18 protein-coding genes are annotated in these 20,906 nt (G+C 65.5%); 13 read left to right on the top strand and 5 right to left on the bottom strand.

The annotated features are described in order from the left end of the window. Positions 1-48: 48 nt before the first annotated feature. From CH281_RS13300 to CH281_RS26605, 13 genes are all read left to right on the top strand, one after another. Positions 49-1,350: a bifunctional 3,4-dihydroxy-2-butanone-4-phosphate synthase/GTP cyclohydrolase II gene (locus CH281_RS13300; RefSeq protein ID WP_052053351.1), complete on the top strand. Its 1,302-nt coding sequence runs from the start codon at positions 49-51 to the stop codon at positions 1,348-1,350. Beyond that, a complete protein-coding gene (gene ribH / locus CH281_RS13305; RefSeq protein ID WP_032382074.1) occupies positions 1,347-1,844 on the top strand; it encodes a 6,7-dimethyl-8-ribityllumazine synthase in 498 nt (165 codons plus the stop codon). Before CH281_RS13300 ends, ribH begins: the two co-directional genes overlap by 4 nt. Continuing rightward, positions 1,841-2,314, top strand: coding sequence for a PH domain-containing protein (locus tag CH281_RS13310; RefSeq protein ID WP_027497001.1), 474 nt, complete (start codon positions 1,841-1,843; stop codon positions 2,312-2,314). Before ribH ends, CH281_RS13310 begins: the two co-directional genes overlap by 4 nt. 80 nt (positions 2,315-2,394) lie before the next feature. Continuing rightward, the gene (uvrC, locus tag CH281_RS13315) at positions 2,395-4,488 is read left to right on the top strand and encodes an excinuclease ABC subunit UvrC (RefSeq protein ID WP_052053350.1); all 2,094 of its coding nucleotides are present in this window, start codon (positions 2,395-2,397) and stop codon (positions 4,486-4,488) included. Between the two features lie 86 nt (positions 4,489-4,574). Beyond that, positions 4,575-5,441: an RNase adapter RapZ gene (gene rapZ / locus CH281_RS13320; RefSeq protein WP_032365838.1), complete on the top strand. Its 867-nt coding sequence runs from the start codon at positions 4,575-4,577 to the stop codon at positions 5,439-5,441. After that, positions 5,438-6,466, top strand: coding sequence for a gluconeogenesis factor YvcK family protein (locus CH281_RS13325; RefSeq protein ID WP_052053305.1), 1,029 nt, complete (start codon positions 5,438-5,440; stop codon positions 6,464-6,466). Before rapZ ends, CH281_RS13325 begins: the two co-directional genes overlap by 4 nt. Next, a complete protein-coding gene (gene whiA / locus CH281_RS13330) occupies positions 6,457-7,440 on the top strand; it encodes a DNA-binding protein WhiA (protein ID WP_027497005.1) in 984 nt (327 codons plus the stop codon). Before CH281_RS13325 ends, whiA begins: the two co-directional genes overlap by 10 nt. A gap of 121 nt (positions 7,441-7,561) precedes the next feature. After that, the gene (gene gap, locus CH281_RS13335; RefSeq protein ID WP_008716538.1) at positions 7,562-8,581 is read left to right on the top strand and encodes a type I glyceraldehyde-3-phosphate dehydrogenase; all 1,020 of its coding nucleotides are present in this window, start codon (positions 7,562-7,564) and stop codon (positions 8,579-8,581) included. A 5-nt stretch (positions 8,582-8,586) separates the two neighbouring features. Further along, a complete protein-coding gene (locus CH281_RS13340; protein ID WP_027497006.1) occupies positions 8,587-9,798 on the top strand; it encodes a phosphoglycerate kinase in 1,212 nt (403 codons plus the stop codon). Between the two features lie 3 nt (positions 9,799-9,801). After that, positions 9,802-10,587 (top strand): triose-phosphate isomerase, encoded by a 786-nt coding sequence (tpiA, locus tag CH281_RS13345; protein ID WP_032372465.1) that lies wholly within the window; start codon positions 9,802-9,804, stop codon positions 10,585-10,587. A gap of 119 nt (positions 10,588-10,706) precedes the next feature. Further along, entirely contained in the window at positions 10,707-10,940 is a 234-nt protein-coding gene (gene secG / locus CH281_RS13350; protein WP_027497008.1) for a preprotein translocase subunit SecG, read from the top strand. Between the two features lie 51 nt (positions 10,941-10,991). Continuing rightward, positions 10,992-13,823, top strand: coding sequence for a phosphoenolpyruvate carboxylase (ppc, locus tag CH281_RS13355; protein ID WP_032372464.1), 2,832 nt, complete (start codon positions 10,992-10,994; stop codon positions 13,821-13,823). Positions 13,824-13,884: 61 nt separating this feature from the next. Then, positions 13,885-14,070 carry a hypothetical protein gene (locus CH281_RS26605; RefSeq protein ID WP_139278435.1) on the top strand — a complete coding sequence of 62 codons (186 nt, stop codon included), beginning with the start codon at positions 13,885-13,887 and terminating at the stop codon, positions 14,068-14,070. Between the two features lie 53 nt (positions 14,071-14,123). Here CH281_RS26605 and pgl read toward each other — a convergent pair whose 3' ends face one another. Genes pgl through tkt form a run of 5 tightly spaced genes read right to left on the bottom strand, consistent with a single transcriptional unit; the run spans position 14,124 to position 20,552 of the window. After that, positions 14,124-14,867, bottom strand: coding sequence for a 6-phosphogluconolactonase (pgl, locus tag CH281_RS13360; protein WP_094694475.1), 744 nt, complete (start codon positions 14,865-14,867; stop codon positions 14,124-14,126). Further along, on the bottom strand, positions 14,860-15,768 hold the full coding sequence (gene opcA / locus CH281_RS13365; protein ID WP_027497011.1) for a glucose-6-phosphate dehydrogenase assembly protein OpcA: 909 nt from the start codon (positions 15,766-15,768) through the stop codon (positions 14,860-14,862). Before opcA ends, pgl begins: the two co-directional genes overlap by 8 nt. Continuing rightward, on the bottom strand, positions 15,765-17,321 hold the full coding sequence (zwf, locus tag CH281_RS13370; RefSeq protein ID WP_032372462.1) for a glucose-6-phosphate dehydrogenase: 1,557 nt from the start codon (positions 17,319-17,321) through the stop codon (positions 15,765-15,767). The genes opcA and zwf overlap by 4 nt, the downstream gene beginning before the upstream one ends. A 3-nt stretch (positions 17,322-17,324) precedes the next feature. Beyond that, positions 17,325-18,449, bottom strand: a complete 1,125-nt coding sequence (tal, locus tag CH281_RS13375) for a transaldolase (protein ID WP_094694477.1) — start codon at positions 18,447-18,449, stop codon at positions 17,325-17,327. Between the two features lie 3 nt (positions 18,450-18,452). After that, positions 18,453-20,552, bottom strand: a complete 2,100-nt coding sequence (gene tkt / locus CH281_RS13380; RefSeq protein WP_032372782.1) for a transketolase — start codon at positions 20,550-20,552, stop codon at positions 18,453-18,455. Positions 20,553-20,906 lie beyond the last annotated feature (354 nt).

The following is a 20,906-nucleotide window of genomic DNA, read 5'->3' on the forward strand; positions in this document are numbered from 1 at the left end:
CATATCCAGGGCGCTGAGCCAGGCCCGAGACCTATGGAGCGCACTTTCGTGACCAGGTTCGACAGTATCGAGCGCGCAGTTGCGGACATCGCTGCGGGCAAAGCAGTGGTGGTCGTCGACGACGAGGACCGCGAGAACGAAGGCGACCTCATCTTCGCCGCCGAGAAGGCCACCCCGGAACTGGTTGCCTTCATGGTCCGCTACACCTCGGGCTACCTCTGTGTCCCGCTGTCCGGTGAGGATTGCGACCGACTCGGCCTGCCGCCGATGTTCGCCACCAACCAGGACAAGCACGGAACGGCGTACACCGTCACCGTCGACGCACGAGAAGGTATCGGAACCGGTATCTCCGCCTCCGACCGAGCAGCCACGATGCGCCTGCTCGCCGACCCCGACACCGGAGCGAACGACTTCACCCGCCCCGGCCATGTCGTCCCGTTGCGCGCCAAGGAAGGCGGCGTACTGCGCCGCCCCGGCCACACCGAGGCGGCCGTGGACCTCGCCCGCATGGCCGACCTCCGCCCCGCCGGAGTCATCTGCGAGATCGTCAGCCAGAAGGACGAGGGAGCGATGGCGCAGACCGACGAGCTGCGGGTGTTCGCCGACGAACACGACCTCGCACTGATCTCGATCGCCGATCTGATCGCGTGGCGCCGTAAGCACGAGAAGCACGTCGTCCGCGTCGCCGACGCGCGCATCCCCACCAGCCACGGCACCTTCCGGGCCGTCGGTTACCAGAGCATCTACGACGAGGTCGAGCACGTCGCGCTGGTGCGCGGCGACATCTCCGGCCCCGACGCCGACGGCAGCGACGTGCTGGTCCGGGTGCACTCCGAATGCCTCACCGGCGACGTCTTCGGATCGCTGCGCTGCGACTGCGGCCCTCAGCTGGACGCCGCCCTCGAAATGGTGGCGGCCGAGGATCGCGGAATCGTGCTGTACATGCGAGGACACGAAGGACGCGGAATCGGCCTGCTGCACAAACTCCAGGCCTACCAACTCCAGGACGCAGGCTCGGACACCGTCGACGCCAACCTGCAGCTCGGTCTGCCCGCAGACTCCCGCGACTACGGAATCGGCGCCCAGATCCTCGTCGACCTCGGGGTCTCGTCGATGCGCCTGCTCACCAACAATCCGGCCAAACGAGTCGGGCTCGACGGCTACGGCCTGCACGTCACCGAGCGGGTGCCGATGCCGTTGCGCGCCAACGCCGAAAACCTCACCTACCTGCGCACCAAACGCGACCGCATGGGCCACGACCTGGTCGGCCTGGACGACTTCGAGCAAAATGACCCCGCAGGTCATTCCGCAGGCTCCACTCCTGCCCGCGAGAACGGGGTCAACCCATGAGCGGCGACGGCGAACCCACCCTTCAGCTGGCAGGCGCGAGTGATCTGAAGTTGGCTGTCGTGGCCGGTCAGTGGCATCGGACGATCTCCGAGGCGCTGCTCGCCGGTGCGCTCCGCAAAGCCGAGTCCGCCGGGGTACGCGACGTCACGGTCATACGCGTCGCCGGAGCCATCGAACTACCCGTCGTCGCCCAGGCCCTGGCTCGCACCCACGATGCCGTCGTCGCTCTCGGCGTGGTCATCCGCGGCGGCACACCGCACTTCGAGTACGTCTGCGATGCCGTCACCGCAGGCCTGACACGGGTATCGCTCGACGAGGGCACTCCGGTCACCAACGGGGTGCTCACCACCAACGACGAGCAGCAGGCGCTCGATCGCGCCGGTCTGCCCGACTCGTTCGAGGACAAGGGTGGGCAGGCCACCGCGGCCGCCATCGACACGGCCCTGACCCTCAAGCACCTCCGGCAGCCGTGGACCAATCAGGACTTCCAATGACGCGCGACGAATCCCCGTCCGAATGGGACATGGAAGTGAAGTCCCGTAAGTCGGCCCGGTACGCGATCGCTGCCGCGGTGTTGCTCGTCGTCGCTCATTCGACTGTCGCGGTGCTGCTTCGGGTGTCGCCGACCGGGGTGTACTTCAGGACCGCCGATCAGCTGGCGATGGCGGGAATAGGCGTGTTGCTGGCGGGCCTGGCTCTGCTGCTCACCCGCCCGCGCATTCGCGTCGGTCCGGCAGGTGTGGCGGTCCGAAACGTGTTCTCGGAGCGGATGATCGAGTGGGATCTTGTCCGCGGCCTGTCATTTCCCGACGGGGCGATGTGGGCCAGGGTCGACATCCCCGACGACGAGTTCATCAATGTGATGGCCATCCAGTCCAACGATCGTGAGCACGCCGTCGCGGCCGTCCGAAAGTTCCGTGCGCTCGAGCGCGAGTACGCGCCCGCTCGCGTCGATCAGGACTGACTCTCTGCCGCACGCTCTCGGGCACCGCTGCTGAGCTGGAGATGCGGAGAACGTCGGACCCGACCGCTAACGTGGAAGGCGTGTCCGACCCCGCTACCTATCGTCCGGCCACCGGAACCATCCCGGTGGAACCGGGCGTGTACAAATTCCGCGATCCGCACGGTCGCGTCGTCTACGTAGGCAAGGCCAAGAGCCTGCGCAGTCGCCTCAATTCCTACTTCGCCGACGTGGCCTCGCTGCATCCGAGGACCCGGCAGATGGTCACCACCGCGGCGTCCGTGGAGTGGACGGTGGTCACCACCGAAGTCGAGGCACTGCAGCTCGAGTACAACTGGATCAAGGAATTCGATCCACGGTTCAATGTCCGCTACCGCGACGACAAGAGCTACCCGATGCTCGCGGTGACGATGAACGAGGAATTCCCACGCCTGTTCGTGTACCGCGGACCCCGCCGTAAGGGCGTGCGCTACTTCGGTCCCTACGCTCATGCGTGGGCCATTCGCGAGACGCTCGACCTGCTGCTGCGCGTGTTCCCGGCACGAACGTGCTCGACCGGAGTCTTCAAGCGGCACAACCAGATCGGTCGCCCCTGCCTGCTCGGGTACATCGACAAGTGCTCGGCACCGTGCGTGGGACGCGTCAGCGCCGAGGAACACCGCAGTACCGTCGAGGACTTCTGCGACTTCCTGGCCGGCAAGACCGACAAACTCGTGCGGCAGCTCGAGAAGAAGATGCAGGCGGCCTCGGAGGATCTCGACTTCGAGACCGCAGCACGGTTACGTGACGACGTGGGCGCGCTGCGTCGGGCGTTGGAGAAGCAGGCCGTGGTGCTCGGTGACGGTACCGACGCAGATCTGGTCGCGTTCGCCACCGACGCCCTCGAAGCCGCCGTTCAGGTCTTCCACGTCCGCGGTGGCCGTGTACGGGGACAGCGCGGGTGGGTGGTCGAGAAGGCGGGTGAGGTGATCGAGCGGCAGGACGAGGCCGACCTCCCCGCCCTCGTCGAACAGTTTCTCACCCAGTTCTACGGCGAACAGGCGGCGTTGTCCGCGCAGACCCCGGGCACCGACGACGGCGGGTCCAACGCCGTTCCTCGCGAGGTTCTGGTGCCGGTGCTACCGGACAACGCCGACGAAGTGCAGGTGTGGCTCAGCGAGTTGCGTGGATCCAACGTCACGTTGCGGGTTCCGCAGCGCGGCGACAAGAAGGCACTGGCCGAGACCGTCGAACGCAACGCCAAAGAGGCTCTGCAGCAGCACAAGCTGAAGCGTGCGGGTGATTTCACATCGAGATCTGCTGCGCTGCAAGGTATTCAGGAGGCGCTCGACCTCGATTCGGCGCCGCTGAGAATCGAATGCATCGATATCTCGCACGTACAGGGCACCGATGTGGTCGCGTCACTGGTCGTGTTCGAGGACGGATTGCCTCGCAAGAGCGACTACCGCCACTACGCGATCAAGGAAGCGGCGGGCGACGGGCACTCCGACGACGTCGCCAGCATCGCCGAAGTGACCCGCCGTCGTTTCCTCCGTCATTCCGCAGACGGAGCCAATGCTGTCGGGAGCGGTGGCGATCTTGCTCCCGAAGCCGCGCTCGATCCCCAAACCGGGAGGCCACGCAGGTTCGCTTATCCGCCCAACCTGTTCGTCGTCGACGGCGGTGCACCGCAGGTCGCAGCTGCCGCAGCAGTGCTGGACGAACTCGGTGTCACCGACGTCGCCGTCGTCGGGCTCGCCAAACGACTGGAAGAAGTGTGGGTGCCGGGGGAGGAGGATCCGGTGATCCTGCCGCGTACGAGCGAATCTCTGTACCTCCTGCAGCGAGTGCGCGACGAGGCGCACCGATTTGCCATCACCTTCCATCGGAGCAAGCGATCGCGCCGTATGACTGCGTCGGCCCTCGACTCGGTGCGCGGGCTCGGCGAGTCGAGGAGAACCGCGCTGGTGGCGCACTTCGGATCGGTGGCCAATCTCAAGAAGGCAACGGTCGAAGAAATCGTCGAGGTCCCCGGAATCGGCACCACTACCGCCAAGTCGGTGCTGGCCGCATTGGGTTCCGACCCGAGCGGGGCCGATGTAGGCGATGATGGCAGCGCAACGGCAACGACACCGGGCGAGAACACGGCCGACCATGCGATCGAACCGCGTGTGGAATCGGCGGGACAGGCTTCGTAGTGAGCGAACACCAGACACAGGCACACCCTCCGTCCGAGCCGCACCCCGGAAACCCCGACGAGCGGGCAGATTCGCCGCGCGACGGCATCGAAGTGGCGTTGGTCACGGGCGTGTCCGGCGCCGGGTTGCGCACGGCCGCCAAGATTCTCGAAGATCTGGGTTGGTACGTGGCCGACAACCTGCCGCCCGAGCTCATTTCCAAGATGGTCGATCTCGGGCTGGAGTCGCAGCCCCGTATCGAGCGTCTCGCCTTGGTGATGGACGTGCGCAGCCGCCTGTTCACCGGCGATCTGGGCTGGGTGGTCAAGGAACTCGACTCCAAGGGTGTGCGCAATCGCGTGCTGTTCCTGGATGCGTCCGACGCCGTGCTGGTCCAGCGGTTCGAATCGAATCGGCGCAGTCACCCGTTGCAGAACGACGGCCAGGACGGAACTCTGACCGAGGGGATCACCGCCGAGCGACTACGGCTCGCGCAGGTCAAGGCGGCCGCCGACCTGACCGTCGACACGACCTCGTTGTCGGTGCACCAGCTTCGGCGCAAGATCGAAACGGTCTTCGGGGCCTCCGACACTGTCGGCGTCGGCGTGACGGTCCAATCCTTCGGCTTCAAGTACGGCTTACCGATGGATGCCGACCTGGTCTGCGACGTGCGTTTTCTGCCCAATCCGCACTGGGTGCCCGAACTGCGCGAACACACCGGTCAGGACGCGGATGTGCGCGACTACGTCCTCGGACAGAACGGGGCGCACGACTACCTGCAGACGTACACGCACCTGTTGAATCTGACCATCGAGGGATACGTGCGGGAAGGCAAGCGATACATGACGGTGGCCGTGGGCTGCACCGGAGGAAAACACCGAAGCGTCGCGATGACGGAGGCCCTGGCCGGTATTCTCGCCGAACAGGGGGACGTATCGGTCCGCGTCCTGCACCGTGATCTGGGCCGCGAATGAGCGATACTCCGCACCGTCCGGTATCGGGATCGGGTCCCAAGATCGTCGCTCTGGGCGGCGGCCATGGTTTGTACGCGACGCTGTCGGCAGCTCGGCTGCTCAGCAGCGATGTCACTGCAGTCGTGACGGTCGCCGACGACGGCGGGTCCTCGGGTCGTCTGCGGGCAGAACTCGGCGTCATCCCGCCCGGCGATCTCCGGATGGCGCTGGCTGCCCTGGCGCGCTCGGACGCCAGGACCCAGCTGTGGACCGACGTCATTCAGCACCGATTCGGGGGCACCGGTGCCTTGGCCGGCCACTCGGTGGGCAATCTGGTGCTCGCCGGGCTCACCGAAGTACTCGGCGACCCGATAGCTGCCCTCGACGAGATGGTGCACATGCTCGGTATCGACGGACGAGTGCTGCCGATGTCACCGATTGCGCTCGACATCGAAGCCGATGTGTCCGGCCTCGAGGACGACCCACGCGTGAGTCGCGTCATTCGCGGTCAGGTCGCCGTCGCCACGACGCCCGGCAAGGTTCGACGCGTGCGTCTGTTGCCACCGGATCCGCCTGCAACGCCGGCGGCGCTGGCCGCCATCGCCGCGGCGGACCTGGTCGTGCTCGGTCCCGGATCGTGGTTCTCGAGTGTCATTCCCCATGTTCTGGTGCCGGATCAGCTCGCTTCACTGGCGCGCACGAGCGCGCCCAAGGTACTGGTCCTCAACCTGGCACCGGAGCTGGGGGAGACCACCGGATTCTCCGCCGAGCGACATGTCCACGTACTCTCCCAACACGCACCTGATTTGGGAATCGACCACGTGTTGGTCGATTCTGCCTCGGTCCCGGAGGGCAGCAACCGCGAGCACGTTGCGCGCGCCGCGGCCCGGCTCGGCGCTGGGGTCGTCTACGTCGACGTTGCCGAAACCGGCACTCACGCACATCATTACGGAAAGCTGGCTGCTGCTCTCGGAGCCATCGTGTCGTCCACCGACGGCTCGGTACCGACAGCGGCGCGCAGAGAGGGGATCACTTCGTGGCCATGACAGCGGAGGTCAAGGACGAGCTGAGCAGGCTCACCGTCAGTCAGGTCAGCTGCCGCAAGGCCGAGGTGTCCGCCCTGCTGCGTTTCGCCGGCGGGTTGCACATCGTCGCGGGTCGAGTGGTGGTGGAGGCCGAGGTGGATCTCGGCTCCATCGCACGGCGGCTGCGACGCGAGATCTTCGAGCTGTACGGCTACTCCTCGGATGTCCACATGCTCAGTGCCGGAGGCCTGCGCAAGACGTCTCGGTACGTGGTGCGCGTGGCCAAGGACGGTGAGGCTCTGGCCCGCCAGACCGGGCTGCTCGACCTCCGTGGACGTCCCGTGCGTGGCCTGCCCGCTCAGGTCGTGGGCGGCACGGTCGGCGACTCCGAGGCCGCGTGGCGCGGCGCGTTTCTCGCCCACGGCTCGCTCACCGAGCCGGGCCGGTCGTCCGCGCTCGAGATCAGCTGCCCCGGGCCCGAAGCAGCGCTCGCCCTCGTCGGTGCCGCTCGGCGCCTCGGAGTGGCAGCCAAGGCACGTGAGGTGCGCGGCACCGATCGAGTCGTCGTACGAGACGGCGAAGCAATCGGAGCGTTGCTCACGCGCATGGGCGCTCAGGACACCCGGTTGGTGTGGGAGGAGCGCCGGATGCGCCGCGAGGTGCGGGCCACCGCCAACCGTCTGGCCAACTTCGACGACGCCAACCTGCGCCGGTCCGCTCGGGCCGCGGTTGCGGCCGCCGCTCGCGTCGAGCGGGCTCTGCACATTCTCGGCGACGACGTACCCGATCATCTCGCTGCGGCAGGTTCGCTTCGGGTTCAGCACCGCCAGGCCTCACTGGAGGAACTCGGTCAGTTGGCCGACCCGCCGATGACCAAGGATGCGGTGGCCGGTCGGATCCGGCGTCTGCTGTCCATGGCCGATCGGAAAGCGAAGGAGACCGGGATACCCGACACCGAGTCGGCGGTCACCGCAGAGCTGCTCGACGAGGCGTAGAGCGCCTCGATCGAGTGATGCGCGCGCTCCGCCGGAGCGCACACTAGGGTAGGAACCGCGTGTGGCACCCCGCATGCAGGCACGACCAGACATCTGTTTTCACAACTTTTAGGAGCGAACAGTGACGATCCGGGTAGGCGTCAACGGCTTCGGCCGCATCGGGCGTAACTTCTTCAGGGCTGTCGACGCGCAGAAGGCGCTCGGTACCACCGACATCGAAATCGTTGCTGTCAACGACCTGACCGACAACGCATCGCTCGCACACCTGCTCAAGTACGACTCGATCCTGGGCCGCTTGCCGCACGACGTCTCGCTCGAAGGCGAAGACACCATCGTCGTCGGCGGCCAGAAGATCAAGGCTCTGTCGCTGCGTGAGGGACCGTCCGCACTTCCGTGGGGTGACCTGGGTGTCGACGTCGTCGTCGAGTCCACCGGCATCTTCACCGATGCTGCGAAGGCTCAGGGTCACATCGACGCCGGTGCCAAGAAGGTCATCATCTCCGCGCCCGCCAAGGGCGAGGACATCACCATCGTCATGGGCGTCAACGACGACAAGTACGACGGCAGCCAGAACATCATCTCCAACGCGTCGTGCACCACCAACTGCCTCGGCCCCATCGCCAAGGTTCTCGACGACGAGTTCGGCATCGTCTCGGGTCTCATGACGACCATTCACGCGTACACGCAGGATCAGAACCTGCAGGACGGCCCGCACAGCGATCTGCGTCGTGCACGTGCCGCAGCTCTGAATGTCGTCCCCACCGGTACCGGTGCAGCCAAGGCCATCGGCCTGGTTCTCCCGCAGCTGCTCGGCAAGCTCGACGGCTACGCACTTCGGGTGCCGATCCCCACCGGCTCTGTCACCGACCTGACCGCTCTGCTGAAAAAGAAGGCCAGCGCCGAGGACATCAACGCCGCGATGAAGGCTGCCGCGGAGGGCCCGCTGAAGGGCATCCTGAAGTACAACACCGATCCCATCGTGTCCTCGGACATCGTCACCGATCCGCACTCGTCGATCTTCGACGCGCCGCTGACCAAGGTCATCGACGACCAGGTGAAGATCGTCTCCTGGTACGACAACGAGTGGGGCTACTCCAACCGCCTCGCCGACCTCATCGGTCTCGTCGGCAAGTCCCTCTGACACCGATGGCTGTCAAGACACTGCAGGATCTGCTCGATGCCGGTGTCGAAGGACGTGGCGTCCTCGTGCGATCGGACTTCAACGTCCCGCTCGAGGACGGCACGATCACCGACCCCGGCCGCATCCAGGCGTCGATTCCGACCCTTCGTGCACTGGTCGAAGCCGGAGCGAAGGTCATCGTCACCGCTCACCTCGGTCGCCCCGACGGCAAGCCCGATGCGAAGTACAGTCTGGCTCCGGTCGCTGCCAAGCTCGGCGAACTGCTCGGCCGGCACGTCCAGCTCGCGGGAGACGTTGTGGGTCAGGACGCCGAGGCACGCGCCGAGGGCCTGACCGACGGCGACGTACTGCTGCTCGAGAACATCCGCTTCGATCCGCGTGAGACCAGCAAGGACGAGTCCGAGCGAGCCGCACTGGCTCGCGAGCTCGTTGCTCTCGCCGGCGACGATGCGGCATTCGTCTCCGACGGATTCGGCGTCGTGCACCGCAAGCAGGCGTCGGTCTACGACGTGGCGCAGCTGCTTCCGCATTACGCGGGCACACTCGTCGCGGCCGAGGTCGAGGTGTTGGCCAAGCTGACCGAGGATGCGGCTCGTCCGTACGCGGTGGTGCTCGGCGGCTCCAAGGTCTCGGACAAGCTCGGCGTCATCGAGGCGTTGGCTCCCAAGGTCGACACCCTCGTCATCGGCGGCGGCATGGCGTTCACTTTCCTTGCGGCGCAGGGCTATTCGGTCGGTAACTCGCTGCTTCAGGAGGATCAGATCGGGGTCTGCAAGGACCTGCTCGAGCGCTTCGGCGACGTGATCCACCTTCCGGTCGACATCGTCGTAGGAGACAAGTTCGCGGCCGACGCCGAGTCGAAGACCGTGAAGGCGTCCGAAATTCCGGACGGCTGGATGGGTCTGGACATCGGACCGGACTCGGTCAGTCGTTTCGCCGTCGTGCTGTCCAATGCGAAGACGATCTTCTGGAACGGACCTGCAGGCGTCTTCGAGTTCGACAAGTTCTCGGCCGGTACCAAGGGCATCGCAGAGGCGATCATCGGAGCCACCGAGAAGGGCGCGTTCAGCGTGGTCGGTGGTGGTGATTCCGCGGCTGCGGTACGCACCCTCGGGCTGCCCGACGACGGCTTCTCGCACATCTCCACCGGTGGCGGTGCATCCCTCGAATACCTCGAGGGCAAGCAGCTGCCCGGTCTATCCGTCCTGGAGGCGTAACGCATGGCACGTAAGCCGCTCATCGCGGGCAACTGGAAGATGAACCTCAACCACCTCGAGGCCATCTCGCTTGTGCAGAAGATCGCCTTCTCGCTGCCCGAGAAGTACTTCGACAAGGTGGACGTCACGGTCATTCCGCCGTTCACCGACATCCGCAGCGTCCAGACGCTCATCGAAGGCGACAAGCTCCTGCTCACCTATGGTGCGCAGGACGTCTCCGCCGAGGACAGCGGCGCATTCACGGGCGAGATCAGCGGGTCGATGCTGGCCAAGCTGGGATGCACCTTCGTCGTGGTCGGCCACTCCGAGCGACGCACGTTGCACCGCGAGGACGACGCCGTCGTTCTGGCGAAGACGAAGGCTGCCTTGAAGAACGGGCTCACACCGATCGTGTGCATCGGCGAGGGTCTGAACATCCGTGAGGCCGGTGAGCACGTGGCCTACAACGTGGCTCAGCTCCGCGGTTCGCTCGACGGCCTCTCGGCCGACGACATCGCCAAGGTCGTCATCGCCTACGAGCCGGTATGGGCCATCGGCACGGGACGCGTGGCCTCGGCGTCGGACGCTCAGGAAGTGTGCGGTGCCATTCGGGAGGAATTGAAGGAATTGGCGTCGGCCGAGGTCGCCGCGGGCGTCCGCGTGCTGTACGGCGGTTCGGTCAACGCCAAGAACGTCGGCGAGATCGTCGGCCAGCCCGACGTCGACGGCGCGCTGGTCGGTGGCGCTTCGCTCAAGGCGGACGAGTTCGCCACATTGTCGGCCATCGCCGCAGGGGGACCGTTGCCCTGATCGGCCATCGTCACCGCTGCACAGAACTGGTTTCGGACACCTCGCTTCGGCGGGGTGTCCGAAGTCGTTCGTGGGGCCAGGTAGGCTGCTGAGGGCATCGAATCGAGTTTGAGGTGGACATGGATCTGTTTCTGGATATTCTGCTGGTCATCACCAGCCTGGCGCTGATCTTGCTGATCCTGCTGCATCGCGGCAAGGGTGGCGGTCTGTCCAGCCTGTTCGGTGGCGGCGTGCAGTCCAGCCTGTCCGGCTCCACGGTCGTCGAGAAGAACCTCGACCGCCTCACCGTATTCACCGGCCTCATCTGGCTCATCGCGATCCTCGGGATCGGTCTCGAGATCAAGTACACCTGATCCGTCCCGGCTCCGAGTGCGAGTTGACGGCCGAGCGACGATACTGGGGGGATGAGCGAATCCTCTTACGAGTCAGTCGGTTCCCCGGCATTCGTCACACCGACAGCTCGCGGGCGAGAGTTGACCGAGCCACTGCGGGAGGACATCCGCTATCTCGGCGGCATCCTCGGTGAGATCATTCGGGAACACGAGGGCGACGAGGTCTTCGAGCTCATCGAGTCCGCGCGAGTGGAATCCTTCGCGGTGCGCCGCTCGGAGATCGAACGCGACGACTCTGTCGGCCGGTACACCGATGTCGAAGTGGCTCAAGCTGTTCCGTTGATCCGCGCGTTCAGCCACTTTTCGTTGCTGGCGAACCTGGCCGAGGATCTTCACCGTGAGCGCCGGAGAGCCATTCATCTGGACAACGGAGACCCGCCGCAGGACAGCAGCCTGGACGCCACGTGGTCGAAGATCGACGCCGCCGCTCCGTCGCGCGAGCAGGTCGCCGCCGCGCTGACCGACGCGTTGGTGGCCCCGGTCATCACCGCGCACCCCACCGAAACGCGTCGTCGAACGGTGTTCGACGTCCAATCGAAGATCACCGCACTGATGCGTCGGCGCGAGGTCGCGTCGGCTGCCCCGGAGGGCAAAGCCGCCGGAGCCGCCAAGGAATTGGCCGTGATCGACGTGCAGATTCGCCGGCAGGTGCTGACGCTGTGGGAAACCGCCCTGATTCGGCTGTCGCGATTGCGCATCCAAGACGAGATCGAAGTGGGTCTCCGATACTTCGAGTCCTCGCTGTTCGATGTCATGCCCGCCCTCAATGCCGATGTCCGCGCGGCGCTGCGAGCGCGATGGCCGGAGGACGACCTGCTGCCGCGGCCGATACTTCGGCCGGGGTCGTGGATCGGAGGAGACCGCGACGGTAACCCGAACGTCACCGGCGAGGTGGTGCACACGGCCACTCATCAGGCCGGTTACGTGGCGTTCGAGCACTACCTCGACGAACTGGTTGCGTTGGAGAAAGAGTTGTCGATGTCCGCGCGGCTCGTCGCGGTCACCGAGGAACTGGAGGCTCTGGCCGAGGCGTCTGCGGAACCGGACGACCGCCGGGCCGACGAACCGTACCGTGTTGCCGTTGTCGGTATCCGGGCCCGGCTGACAGCAACGGCACGGGCGGTGCTCGACGCGGTTCCGGTGTCCGGAATCGATCTCGGTGCCAACCCGTATGCGAGCCCGCAGGAAGTCCTCGACGATCTCGACACTCTGGACCGCGCGCTCCGGGCCGACGGAGACGGTCTGATCGCCGACGATCGGCTGCTTCGACTGCGGCAATCGGTCGAGACGTTCGGATTTCATCTCCAGGCTCTGGACATGCGGCAGAACTCCGAGACCCACGAGGAAGTGGTCGCGGAGCTGTTGGCCTGGGCCGGGGTTCATCAGGACTACCGGTCTCTCGACGAGGACGAGCGCGTGTCGGTGCTGTCCCACGAACTCGCCACTCGGCGTCCCTTGATCGGGCCCACCGCGCAACTCAGCGACCTCGCTGCGAAGGAACTGGGCATCGTCAAGGCGGCCAAGGAGGCCATCGACCACCTGGGCCCGGACACCGTTCAGAACTACATCATCAGCATGTGTCAGTCCGTCAGTGACATGCTCGAGGCGGCCCTGCTGCTCAAGGAAGCGGGGATCTTCGATCCCGGCGTCGACGGTTCGGCACCTACGTCGACGGTGGGTGTCGTGCCGCTCTTCGAGACGATCGAGGACCTGCAGCAGGGTGCCGCGACGCTGCTCGCCACTCTCGACGTTCCGATCTATCGAGCTCTCGTCGCCGGTCGAGGCATGAACCAGGAGGTCATGCTCGGTTACTCGGACTCGAACAAGGACGGTGGCTATCTCGCGGCCAACTGGGCGCTGTATCGGGCAGAACTCGACCTGCTCGAAGCGTCCCGTAAGACAGGAATTCGGTTGCGACTCTTCCACGGTCGCGGTGGCACCGTCGGGCGCGGCGGCGGCCCCAGTTACGACGCGATTCTGGCGCAACCGCCCGGCGTGGTGCAGGGATCGCTTCGTCTCACCGAGCAGGGCGAGATCATTGCAGCGAAGTACGCCGAACCGTCGATGGCGCGGCGCAACCTCGAATCGTTGGTCGCGGGCACACTCGAATCGACGCTGCTCGACCTCGAAGGATTGGGTGACGGCGCCGAGGCCGCCTACGACGTTCTGGACGATCTCGCGGCCAAAGCTCGGGCAGCGTACGGCCGGCTGGTGCACGAGGAGCCCGGGTTCGTCGAGTACTTCCGCACGTCCACGCCCGTTGCCGAGGTCGGCGAGTTGAACATCGGGTCGCGTCCGGCGTCGCGTAAGCCGACGAATTCCGTGTACGACCTGCGTGCTATCCCCTGGGTGATGTCGTGGAGTCAGTGCCGCGTCATGCTGCCCGGCTGGTACGGCACCGGATCGGCGTTCGAGGAGTGGGTCGGTGACGACGACTCCAAGCTGGAGGTACTCGCGGATCTGTATCGAAAGTGGCCGTTCTTCCGCACTGTGCTGTCCAACCTGGCGCAGGTCATGGCCAAGTCCGATCTGGGCATCGCCGCTCGGTATGCGGAACTCGTTCCCGACGCCGACCTCCGCGCACGCATCTTCGGCATGATCGAGGCCGAACACGCCACCACCGTTCGGATGTATCTGAAGATCACCGGTCACAGTCGACTGCTTGAGGACAACCCGGCGCTGGAGCGATCGGTACACAACCGGTTCCCGTACCTGGAACCTCTCAACCAGATGCAGGTCGAGATGTTGCGTCGATACCGCAACGGCGACGACGACGAACGGGTCAAACGAGGAATCCTGCTGACGATGAACGGCCTGGCCACGGCACTACGCAACAGCGGCTAGCACCGTACGTCTCGCTGCGCTGCCGCGGAACCGGTGGCCGACAGTCTGCGTCCAACCGGGTATGAGGACGTGCAGAAACACTCTCGACGCGTGGCGGGACGGGACGGCGTATCGGGTGATCGCTCGATCGCGGTATGCGGACTTCCGAGGCGGACTCGGTGACGACGGCGAGTCCATGCGTGGTTCGGACGGCAGTGCTTCGGACGGCGTCGGTTCGAACGACTACGGCGTCGATTCAGGGGAGTGAATCTCCTGAATCGACGCCGCAGTACGTCTGCTGTCAGCTGTGGCTCGAGCCGATCACCGGTCCAGCTGTGAGGCCGCTGCCTCGTCGACGAACCAGACCGTCGATTCCGCGCCGATGGCACCGGCCGACGGCCAGTCGTCGGACGCTGCTCCGCCGACGGCGGCGGCAACGGCCTCGGCCTTCCCTGCACCGGACACCAGCAACCACACGTGCTTCGCCCTCCGGACGGCGGGCAGGGTGAGTGTGATGCGTACCGGCGGCGGCTTGGGGGAGTCCTCGACGGCCACGACAAAGCGATGCTGTTCGCGCACCGCGTCGGTGTGCGGGAAGAGCGAGTTGATGTGGCCCTCGCCGCCCATACCCAACAGGTGGATGTCGAAGTCGGGGCATTGACCGTCGTCGGCCCGTGAGTGCAGCGTCTGTGCGTACGCCGCCGCAGCCGTTTCCGGGTCGGAGCCGTAGGCACCGTCCGACGTCGCCATCGTGAACAGTCGATCCGGGTGCACGTCCACGTGCTTCAGCAGCGCGTCCGATGCCTGGACCTCGTTGCGCTCGAGGTCGCCCGAGGGCAGAAAGCGCTCGTCACCGAAGTAGATATCCACCCGCGACCAGTCGATGGCCCCGGAATCCGCGCGCAATGCCTCGAGGAGGGCGATTCCTGTCCCGCCTCCGGTCAACACCACCGACGCGACACCGCGCTCGGCCTGCGCCGCGACGACAACGTCGACGAAGCGAGTGCGGGCGGCATCGACCAGCCCTTGTGCGTCGAGGTATCGGAGGACCGACTGATTACTCATAGCTCACTTTCGACAGACCGTGGAGGGCGAGTTCGTAGATTTCGTCCGTATCGAGCCGCCGCAGTTCCTCGGCCAGGCACTCGCGGGTGTTGCGACGTGCCAGAGCAACCTGAGCGTCGGGCTGACCGGTACGCCGCAGTGTGGCGGTTTTTCCGGTCTGCGGACGGGTCAGCGAAATACTGCTGTTCTCCCTGGTCAGCTCGACCTTGAGCTCGCCGGCTCGCCGGTAGACCGGCACGTCGAGCTTCGCCGCCAACCAGCCGGCCAGAATGTCGAGTGCAGGCTCCTCTGCCAGTCCCGACACGGTGGCCGAGGTGACGGCCTCGAACGGTGCCTGATCGAGGGCAGTCGCCAGCAGGCCGCGCCAGTAGGTGATTCGGCTCCACGACAGATCCGTATCACCCTCGGTGTAGCTGCTCAGCCGTCCCTTGATCGCTGCGGTGGTATCCGACGAATTGGTGGCGTCGGTGATCCGCCTGATCGCCAACCGGCCCAGTGGATCCTTCGCCGGTACCGTCGGTGCCTCGTCCGGCCACCAGGCGACGATCGGCGTATCGGGCAGCAGGAACGGAATGACGACGCTGTGTTCGTGATCGGCGAGCTCGCCGTTCAGTCGTAGTACGACGACCTCGGACGCGCCGGCGTCTCCACCGACGCGGATCTGGGCGTCGAGACTCGACTCGGCGGACCGATCACCGTGGATGAGGACGATGACGCGACAGGGATGTTCCCGGCTCGCCTCGTTGGCGGCATCGATCGCCCGTTCGGCCTTGCTCGCATCACGGCTTGCGACGATCAAGGTCAGTACACGGCCGATGGTGACCGCGCCACCTGCTTCACGAACCTCGACGAGCTTCTTGCCGACCTCGGCCGTCGTGGTGGCGGGAATGTCGACAATCAAGGCCTTCTCCATTCGCGTCCGGTGCGGTGCATCATCTCGTCACCCGAGGACGGACCCCAGGTGCCGGCCTCGTACGGTTCGGCGGTGCCGCCCGAGGCCCAGTACTCGAGAATCGGGTCGAGAATCTTCCACGACAGTTCCACTTCGGCGTTGACCGGGAACAGTGAGGGCTCACCCAGGAGTACGTCGAGTATCAGTCGCTCGTACGCCTCGGGAGATGACTCGGTGAACGCCTGGCCGTAGCTGAAGTCCATGCTGACGTCGCGCACCTGCATGCTGGACCCGGGAACTTTGGAACCGAAGCGCATCGTGACGCCCTCGTCCGGCTGGACTCGAATGACCAGTGCGTTCTGCCCCAGTTCCTCGGTCATGGTGGCGTCGAACGGCAGATGGGGGGCACGCTTGAACACCATTGCGATCTCGGTGACTCTGCGGCCCAACGCCTTTCCCGTACGCAGATAGAACGGAACTCCACCCCAGCGCCGAGTGTCGACCTCGAGGGTGATGGCGGCGTAGGTTTCGGTGTTCGACTCGGAGTCGAACCCCTCTTCCTCCTTGAGCCCCTTCACTTTCTGGCTGCCCTGCCACCCGGCGGAGTACTGCCCGCGGGCGGACGTGCGATCGAGCGGCTCGGCGAGCTTGGTCGCCGAGAGCACCTTGATCTTCTCGGACTGCAGCTCGGTGGGGTTGAAACTCACCGGCTCCTCCATCGCAGTGATCGCGAGCAACTGGAGGAGATGGTTCTGAATGACGTCGCGGGCTGCCCCGATTCCGTCGTAATAGCCTGCGCGGCCACCCAATCCGATGTCCTCGGCCATCGTGATCTGCACGTGGTCCACATAGTGCGCGTTCCAGATCGGATCGAACAACTGGTTGGCGAAGCGCAGCGCGAGAATGTTCTGCACCGTCTCCTTGCCCAGGTAGTGATCGATCCGAAAGACGGTGTCCTCGGGGAACACTCGGTTCACGATCGCGTTGAGCTCCTTGGCGCTCTGCAAATCGTGACCGAACGGCTTCTCGATGACGACGCGTCGCCAGTTGCCGTCCTGCGCCTGGGCCAGTCCGGAGCGTGAAAGTTGTTGCAGTACAACAGGGAACGCGCCGGGTGGGATCGAGAGGTAGAAGGCATGGTTTCCGCCGGTGCCGCGGGTGGCGTCGAGCTCGGTGAGAGTCCGCGACAACTCGTCGAACGCGGCATCGTCGTCGAACGAACCCTGAACGAACCGGAAGCCCTCGGCAAGGGTGTTCCACACCTCTTCGCTGAACGGAGTTCGAGCATGATCGCGTACCGAGTCGTGCACGATCTTCTCGAAATCCTGGTTCTGCCACTCACGGCGAGCGAAGCCGACCAGGGCGAAACCGGGGGGTAGGAGCCCCCGGTTCGCCAGGTCGTACACCGCAGGCATGAGCTTCTTACGCGCGAGGTCACCGGTCACCCCGAAGATGACCATGCTGCACGGCCCGGCGATGCGGGGGAGCCGCTTGTCTCGCGCGTCGCGAAGTGGATTACGCCAGTCCGCGGAATTCAGGTTTTCTGTGTCTGCGGTGGGCACAGGTCAGCTCTTCTGACCTGCTTGGCGGAGCTGCTCCTCGGTAGCTTCGAGCAGCTCGTTCCACGCAGCCTCGAACTTCTGGACGCCCTCGTTCTCCAACGTCAGGAAGACGTCGGTGAGGTCGATTCCCAGGGCGGAGATGCGGTCGAAGATCTCCTGCGACTCCGGTCCCTTACCCGAGACGGTGTCGCCGACGATCTCGCCGTGGTCTGCGACCGCGTCCATGGTCTTCTCCGGCATCGTGTTCACGGTGTTCGGAGAGACGAGCTCGGTGACGTACATGGTGTCCGGGTAGGCGTCGGACTTGACGCCCGTCGAAGCCCACAGTGGCCGCTGCGGACGTGCACCGTTGCCCGCGAGTTCGCGGAACCGAGGAGCCACCTCGAAGACCTGCTGGTACGCCACGTACGCGAGGCGCGCATTGGCCAGCGCGGCCTTGCCCTTGAGGGCCTCGGCGTCGGGGGTGCCGATGGCGTCCAGGCGGGAGTCGATCTCGCTGTCCACGCGGGACACGAAGAACGACGCCACGGAATGGATCTTGTCGAGGTCGTGACCGGCGGCGCGGGCGGCCTCGAGACCCTTGAGGTACGCGTTCATGACCAGCTCGTAGCGCTCGACGGAGAAGATCAGGGTCACGTTGACGCTGATTCCCTCACCGATCACCTTGGCAATGGCGGGGATGCCTTCTTCGGTTGCCGGAATCTTGATGAGGAGATTCGGACGGTCGACGATCTTCCAGAGTTCGACGGCCTGCTCGTACGTCTTGTCCGCGTCGTGCGCCATGCGGGGGTCGACCTCGATCGACACGCGGCCGTCGACGCCCGCGCTGGCCTCGTACTGCGGTACGAGGATGTCGCACGCCTCACGGACGTCGTCGGTGGTGACGGTGCGAATCGTGGTCTCGACATCGGCACCTTCGCCGGCGAGCTTGGTGACCTGCTCGTCGTAAGCATCGCCCTTGCTCAATGCGGCCTGGAAGATCGACGGGTTGGTCGTCACGCCGACGACGCTCTTGGTGTCGATCAGGTCCTTGAGGTTGCCCGACCGAATGCGGTCGCGGGACAGGTCGTCCAGCCAGACCGAAATTCCGGCGGCGGACAGCTCGGCAAGGTTTTTGTTCTGGGTCATGAGTTATCCCTTCACGTTGGTGATGGAGCGCTGCGCGGCCGCGACGACGGCGTCGGCCGTGAAGCCGAACTCGCGGAAAAGTGTTGCCGCATCGGCAGATTCGCCGTAGTGCTCGAGCGAGATGATCTCGCCGAAACCGCCGACGATCTTCCACCACGGCATCGCGATGCCGGCCTCGATGGACACCCGCGCCTTGACGGTGGGCGGAATGACCTGGTCGCGGTAGTTCTGGTCCTGGCTCTCGAACCACTCGACACACGGCATCGACACCACGCGTGCCGCGATGCCCTGCGCCTCTAGCAGTTTCTGGGCCTCCACTGCGTACTGCAGTTCGGAACCGGTGCCGATCAGGACGACGTCAGGGCTGGCCTTCGACGATTCGGAGAGGATGTAGCCACCCTTCGAGACGCCCTCGAAGCTGGTGCCTTCCAGGATCGGGATGCCCTGACGCGTCAGCGCCAGGCCGACGGGCCCGCTGCTGCTCGACCTGGCGAGCACCGACTGCCAGGCGTAGGCCGTCTCGTTGGCGTCACCGGGGCGTACGACAGACAGGTTGGGAATCGCACGCAGGGCCGCGAGGTGCTCGACCGGCTGGTGCGTCGGGCCGTCCTCGCCGAGGCCGATGGAGTCGTGGGTCCATACGTAGATGGGATCGATGTCCATCAGCGACGCCAGGCGAACCGACGGCCGCATGTAGTCGCTGAACTGCATGAACGTTCCGCCGTACGCGCGGGTCGGACCGTGCATGACGATGCCCGACAGGATCGCACCCATGGCGTGCTCGCGGATACCGAAGTGCAGCGTGCGGCCGTAGGGCTCGGCGTCCCAGTCGTCGGTGGAGATCGACGTGGGGCCGAAGGACTTCGCACCCTTGATCGTGGTGTTGTTGCTGCCTGCGAGGTCGGCCGAGCCGCCCCACAGTTCCGGAAGAACGGGTCCGACGGCGTTGAGGACCTCGCCCGACGCCGCACGCGTGGCGACGGCCTTGCTGCCGGGCTCCCACGTGGGCAGCACGTCGGTCCAGTTCTCGGGCAGCGTGCCCTGCTGAAGACGGTCGAGCAACTGCTTGCGCTCGGGCTCACGGGCTGCCCAGGACTCGAACTGCGTCATCCACTCGTTGTGTGCCGCGCGGCCGCGTTCCTGGAGCTTGCGAGTGTGGCCGATGACCTCGTCGCTGACCTCGAACGTCTTGGCCGGGTCGAAGTCCAGGGCCTGCTTGACCTTCGCGACCTCGTCGTCGCCCAGCGCGGCACCGTGGACGGCACCGGTGTTCATCATCGTCGGAGCCGGGAACCCGATGATGGTCCGCAGCACGATGATCGACGGCTTGTCGGTGACGGCCTTGGCGGCCTCGATGGCGTCCTCGATCGCGGTGACGTTCTCGCCGCCCTCGACGACCTGTACGTGCCACCCGTAGGCCTCGTACCGCGCGGCGGTGTTCTCGGACAGGGCGATGTCGGTCGAGTGCTCGATCGAGATCTTGTTGTCGTCGTAGAACAGGATCAGGTTGCCGAGCTGCTGGGTGCCAGCGAGCGACGACGCCTCGGACGTGACGCCCTCTTCGATGTCGCCGTCGGAGGCGATCACATAGATGAAGTGATCGAACGGGCTCTCGCCGAGCGCAGGTTCGGGATCGAACAGTCCGCGTTCACGGCGCGATGCCATTGCCATTCCCACAGCGGATGCCAGTCCCTGGCCGAGTGGGCCGGTGGTGATCTCGACGCCGTCGGTGTGGCGGAACTCGGGGTGCCCCGGGGTCTTGGACTTGTAGGTCCGCAGTGCTTCGATGTCTGCGAGCTCGAGACCGAAACCGCCCAAGTAGAGCTGCAAGTACAGGGTGAGGCTCGAGTGACCGCACGACAGTACGAACCGGTCGCGGCCGATCCAGTGGGTGTCGGTGGGGTCGTGGCGCATGGTGCGCTGGAAGAGGGTGTACGCGAGGGGAGCCAAGCTCATCGCGGTTCCGGGGTGGCCGTTGCCGACCTTCTGCACTGCGTCCGCTGCCAGGACACGAACGGTGTCGACCGCCCGGGTGTCCAGGTCCGTCCAGTCGCTGGGGTGGTGCGCCGTGGTGAGGACGTCAATATCGTCTGTGATCGACACGAGCAGAAATCTCCTGACATTCGTTCGAGTTGTGGCTCCGAGGATTCGTCGCTCGGCGGTAACTGCACAGCGCCTGCGTGAGGCGCGAACGTAGTCGATGCCGAAGGACGTCCCCCACCAGCCTAGTTCCGACCGACGCTACTGTCGTGCCTTCCCCCGTCGGAGCACGAACGTGTGTGGCGTCGCCGCATCGTTCTTCGGTTTGGGTGCCCTGCGAATTGGACGTGCAAACCCCGCCGTCTACCATCGTCTGTAGTAGGCGCATGCTCGACGGCTCCCGGGGGCAATTTCCGAACCGGGACCATCCGCGTGCGCGTCGGTGGCCGAGGTCCTCGTGAGGGTTCTCCCAGGATC

It is taken from the genome of Rhodococcus sp. 06-221-2 (assembly GCF_002258365.1).
Lineage (GTDB): Bacteria > Actinomycetota > Actinomycetes > Mycobacteriales > Mycobacteriaceae > Rhodococcoides > Rhodococcoides fascians.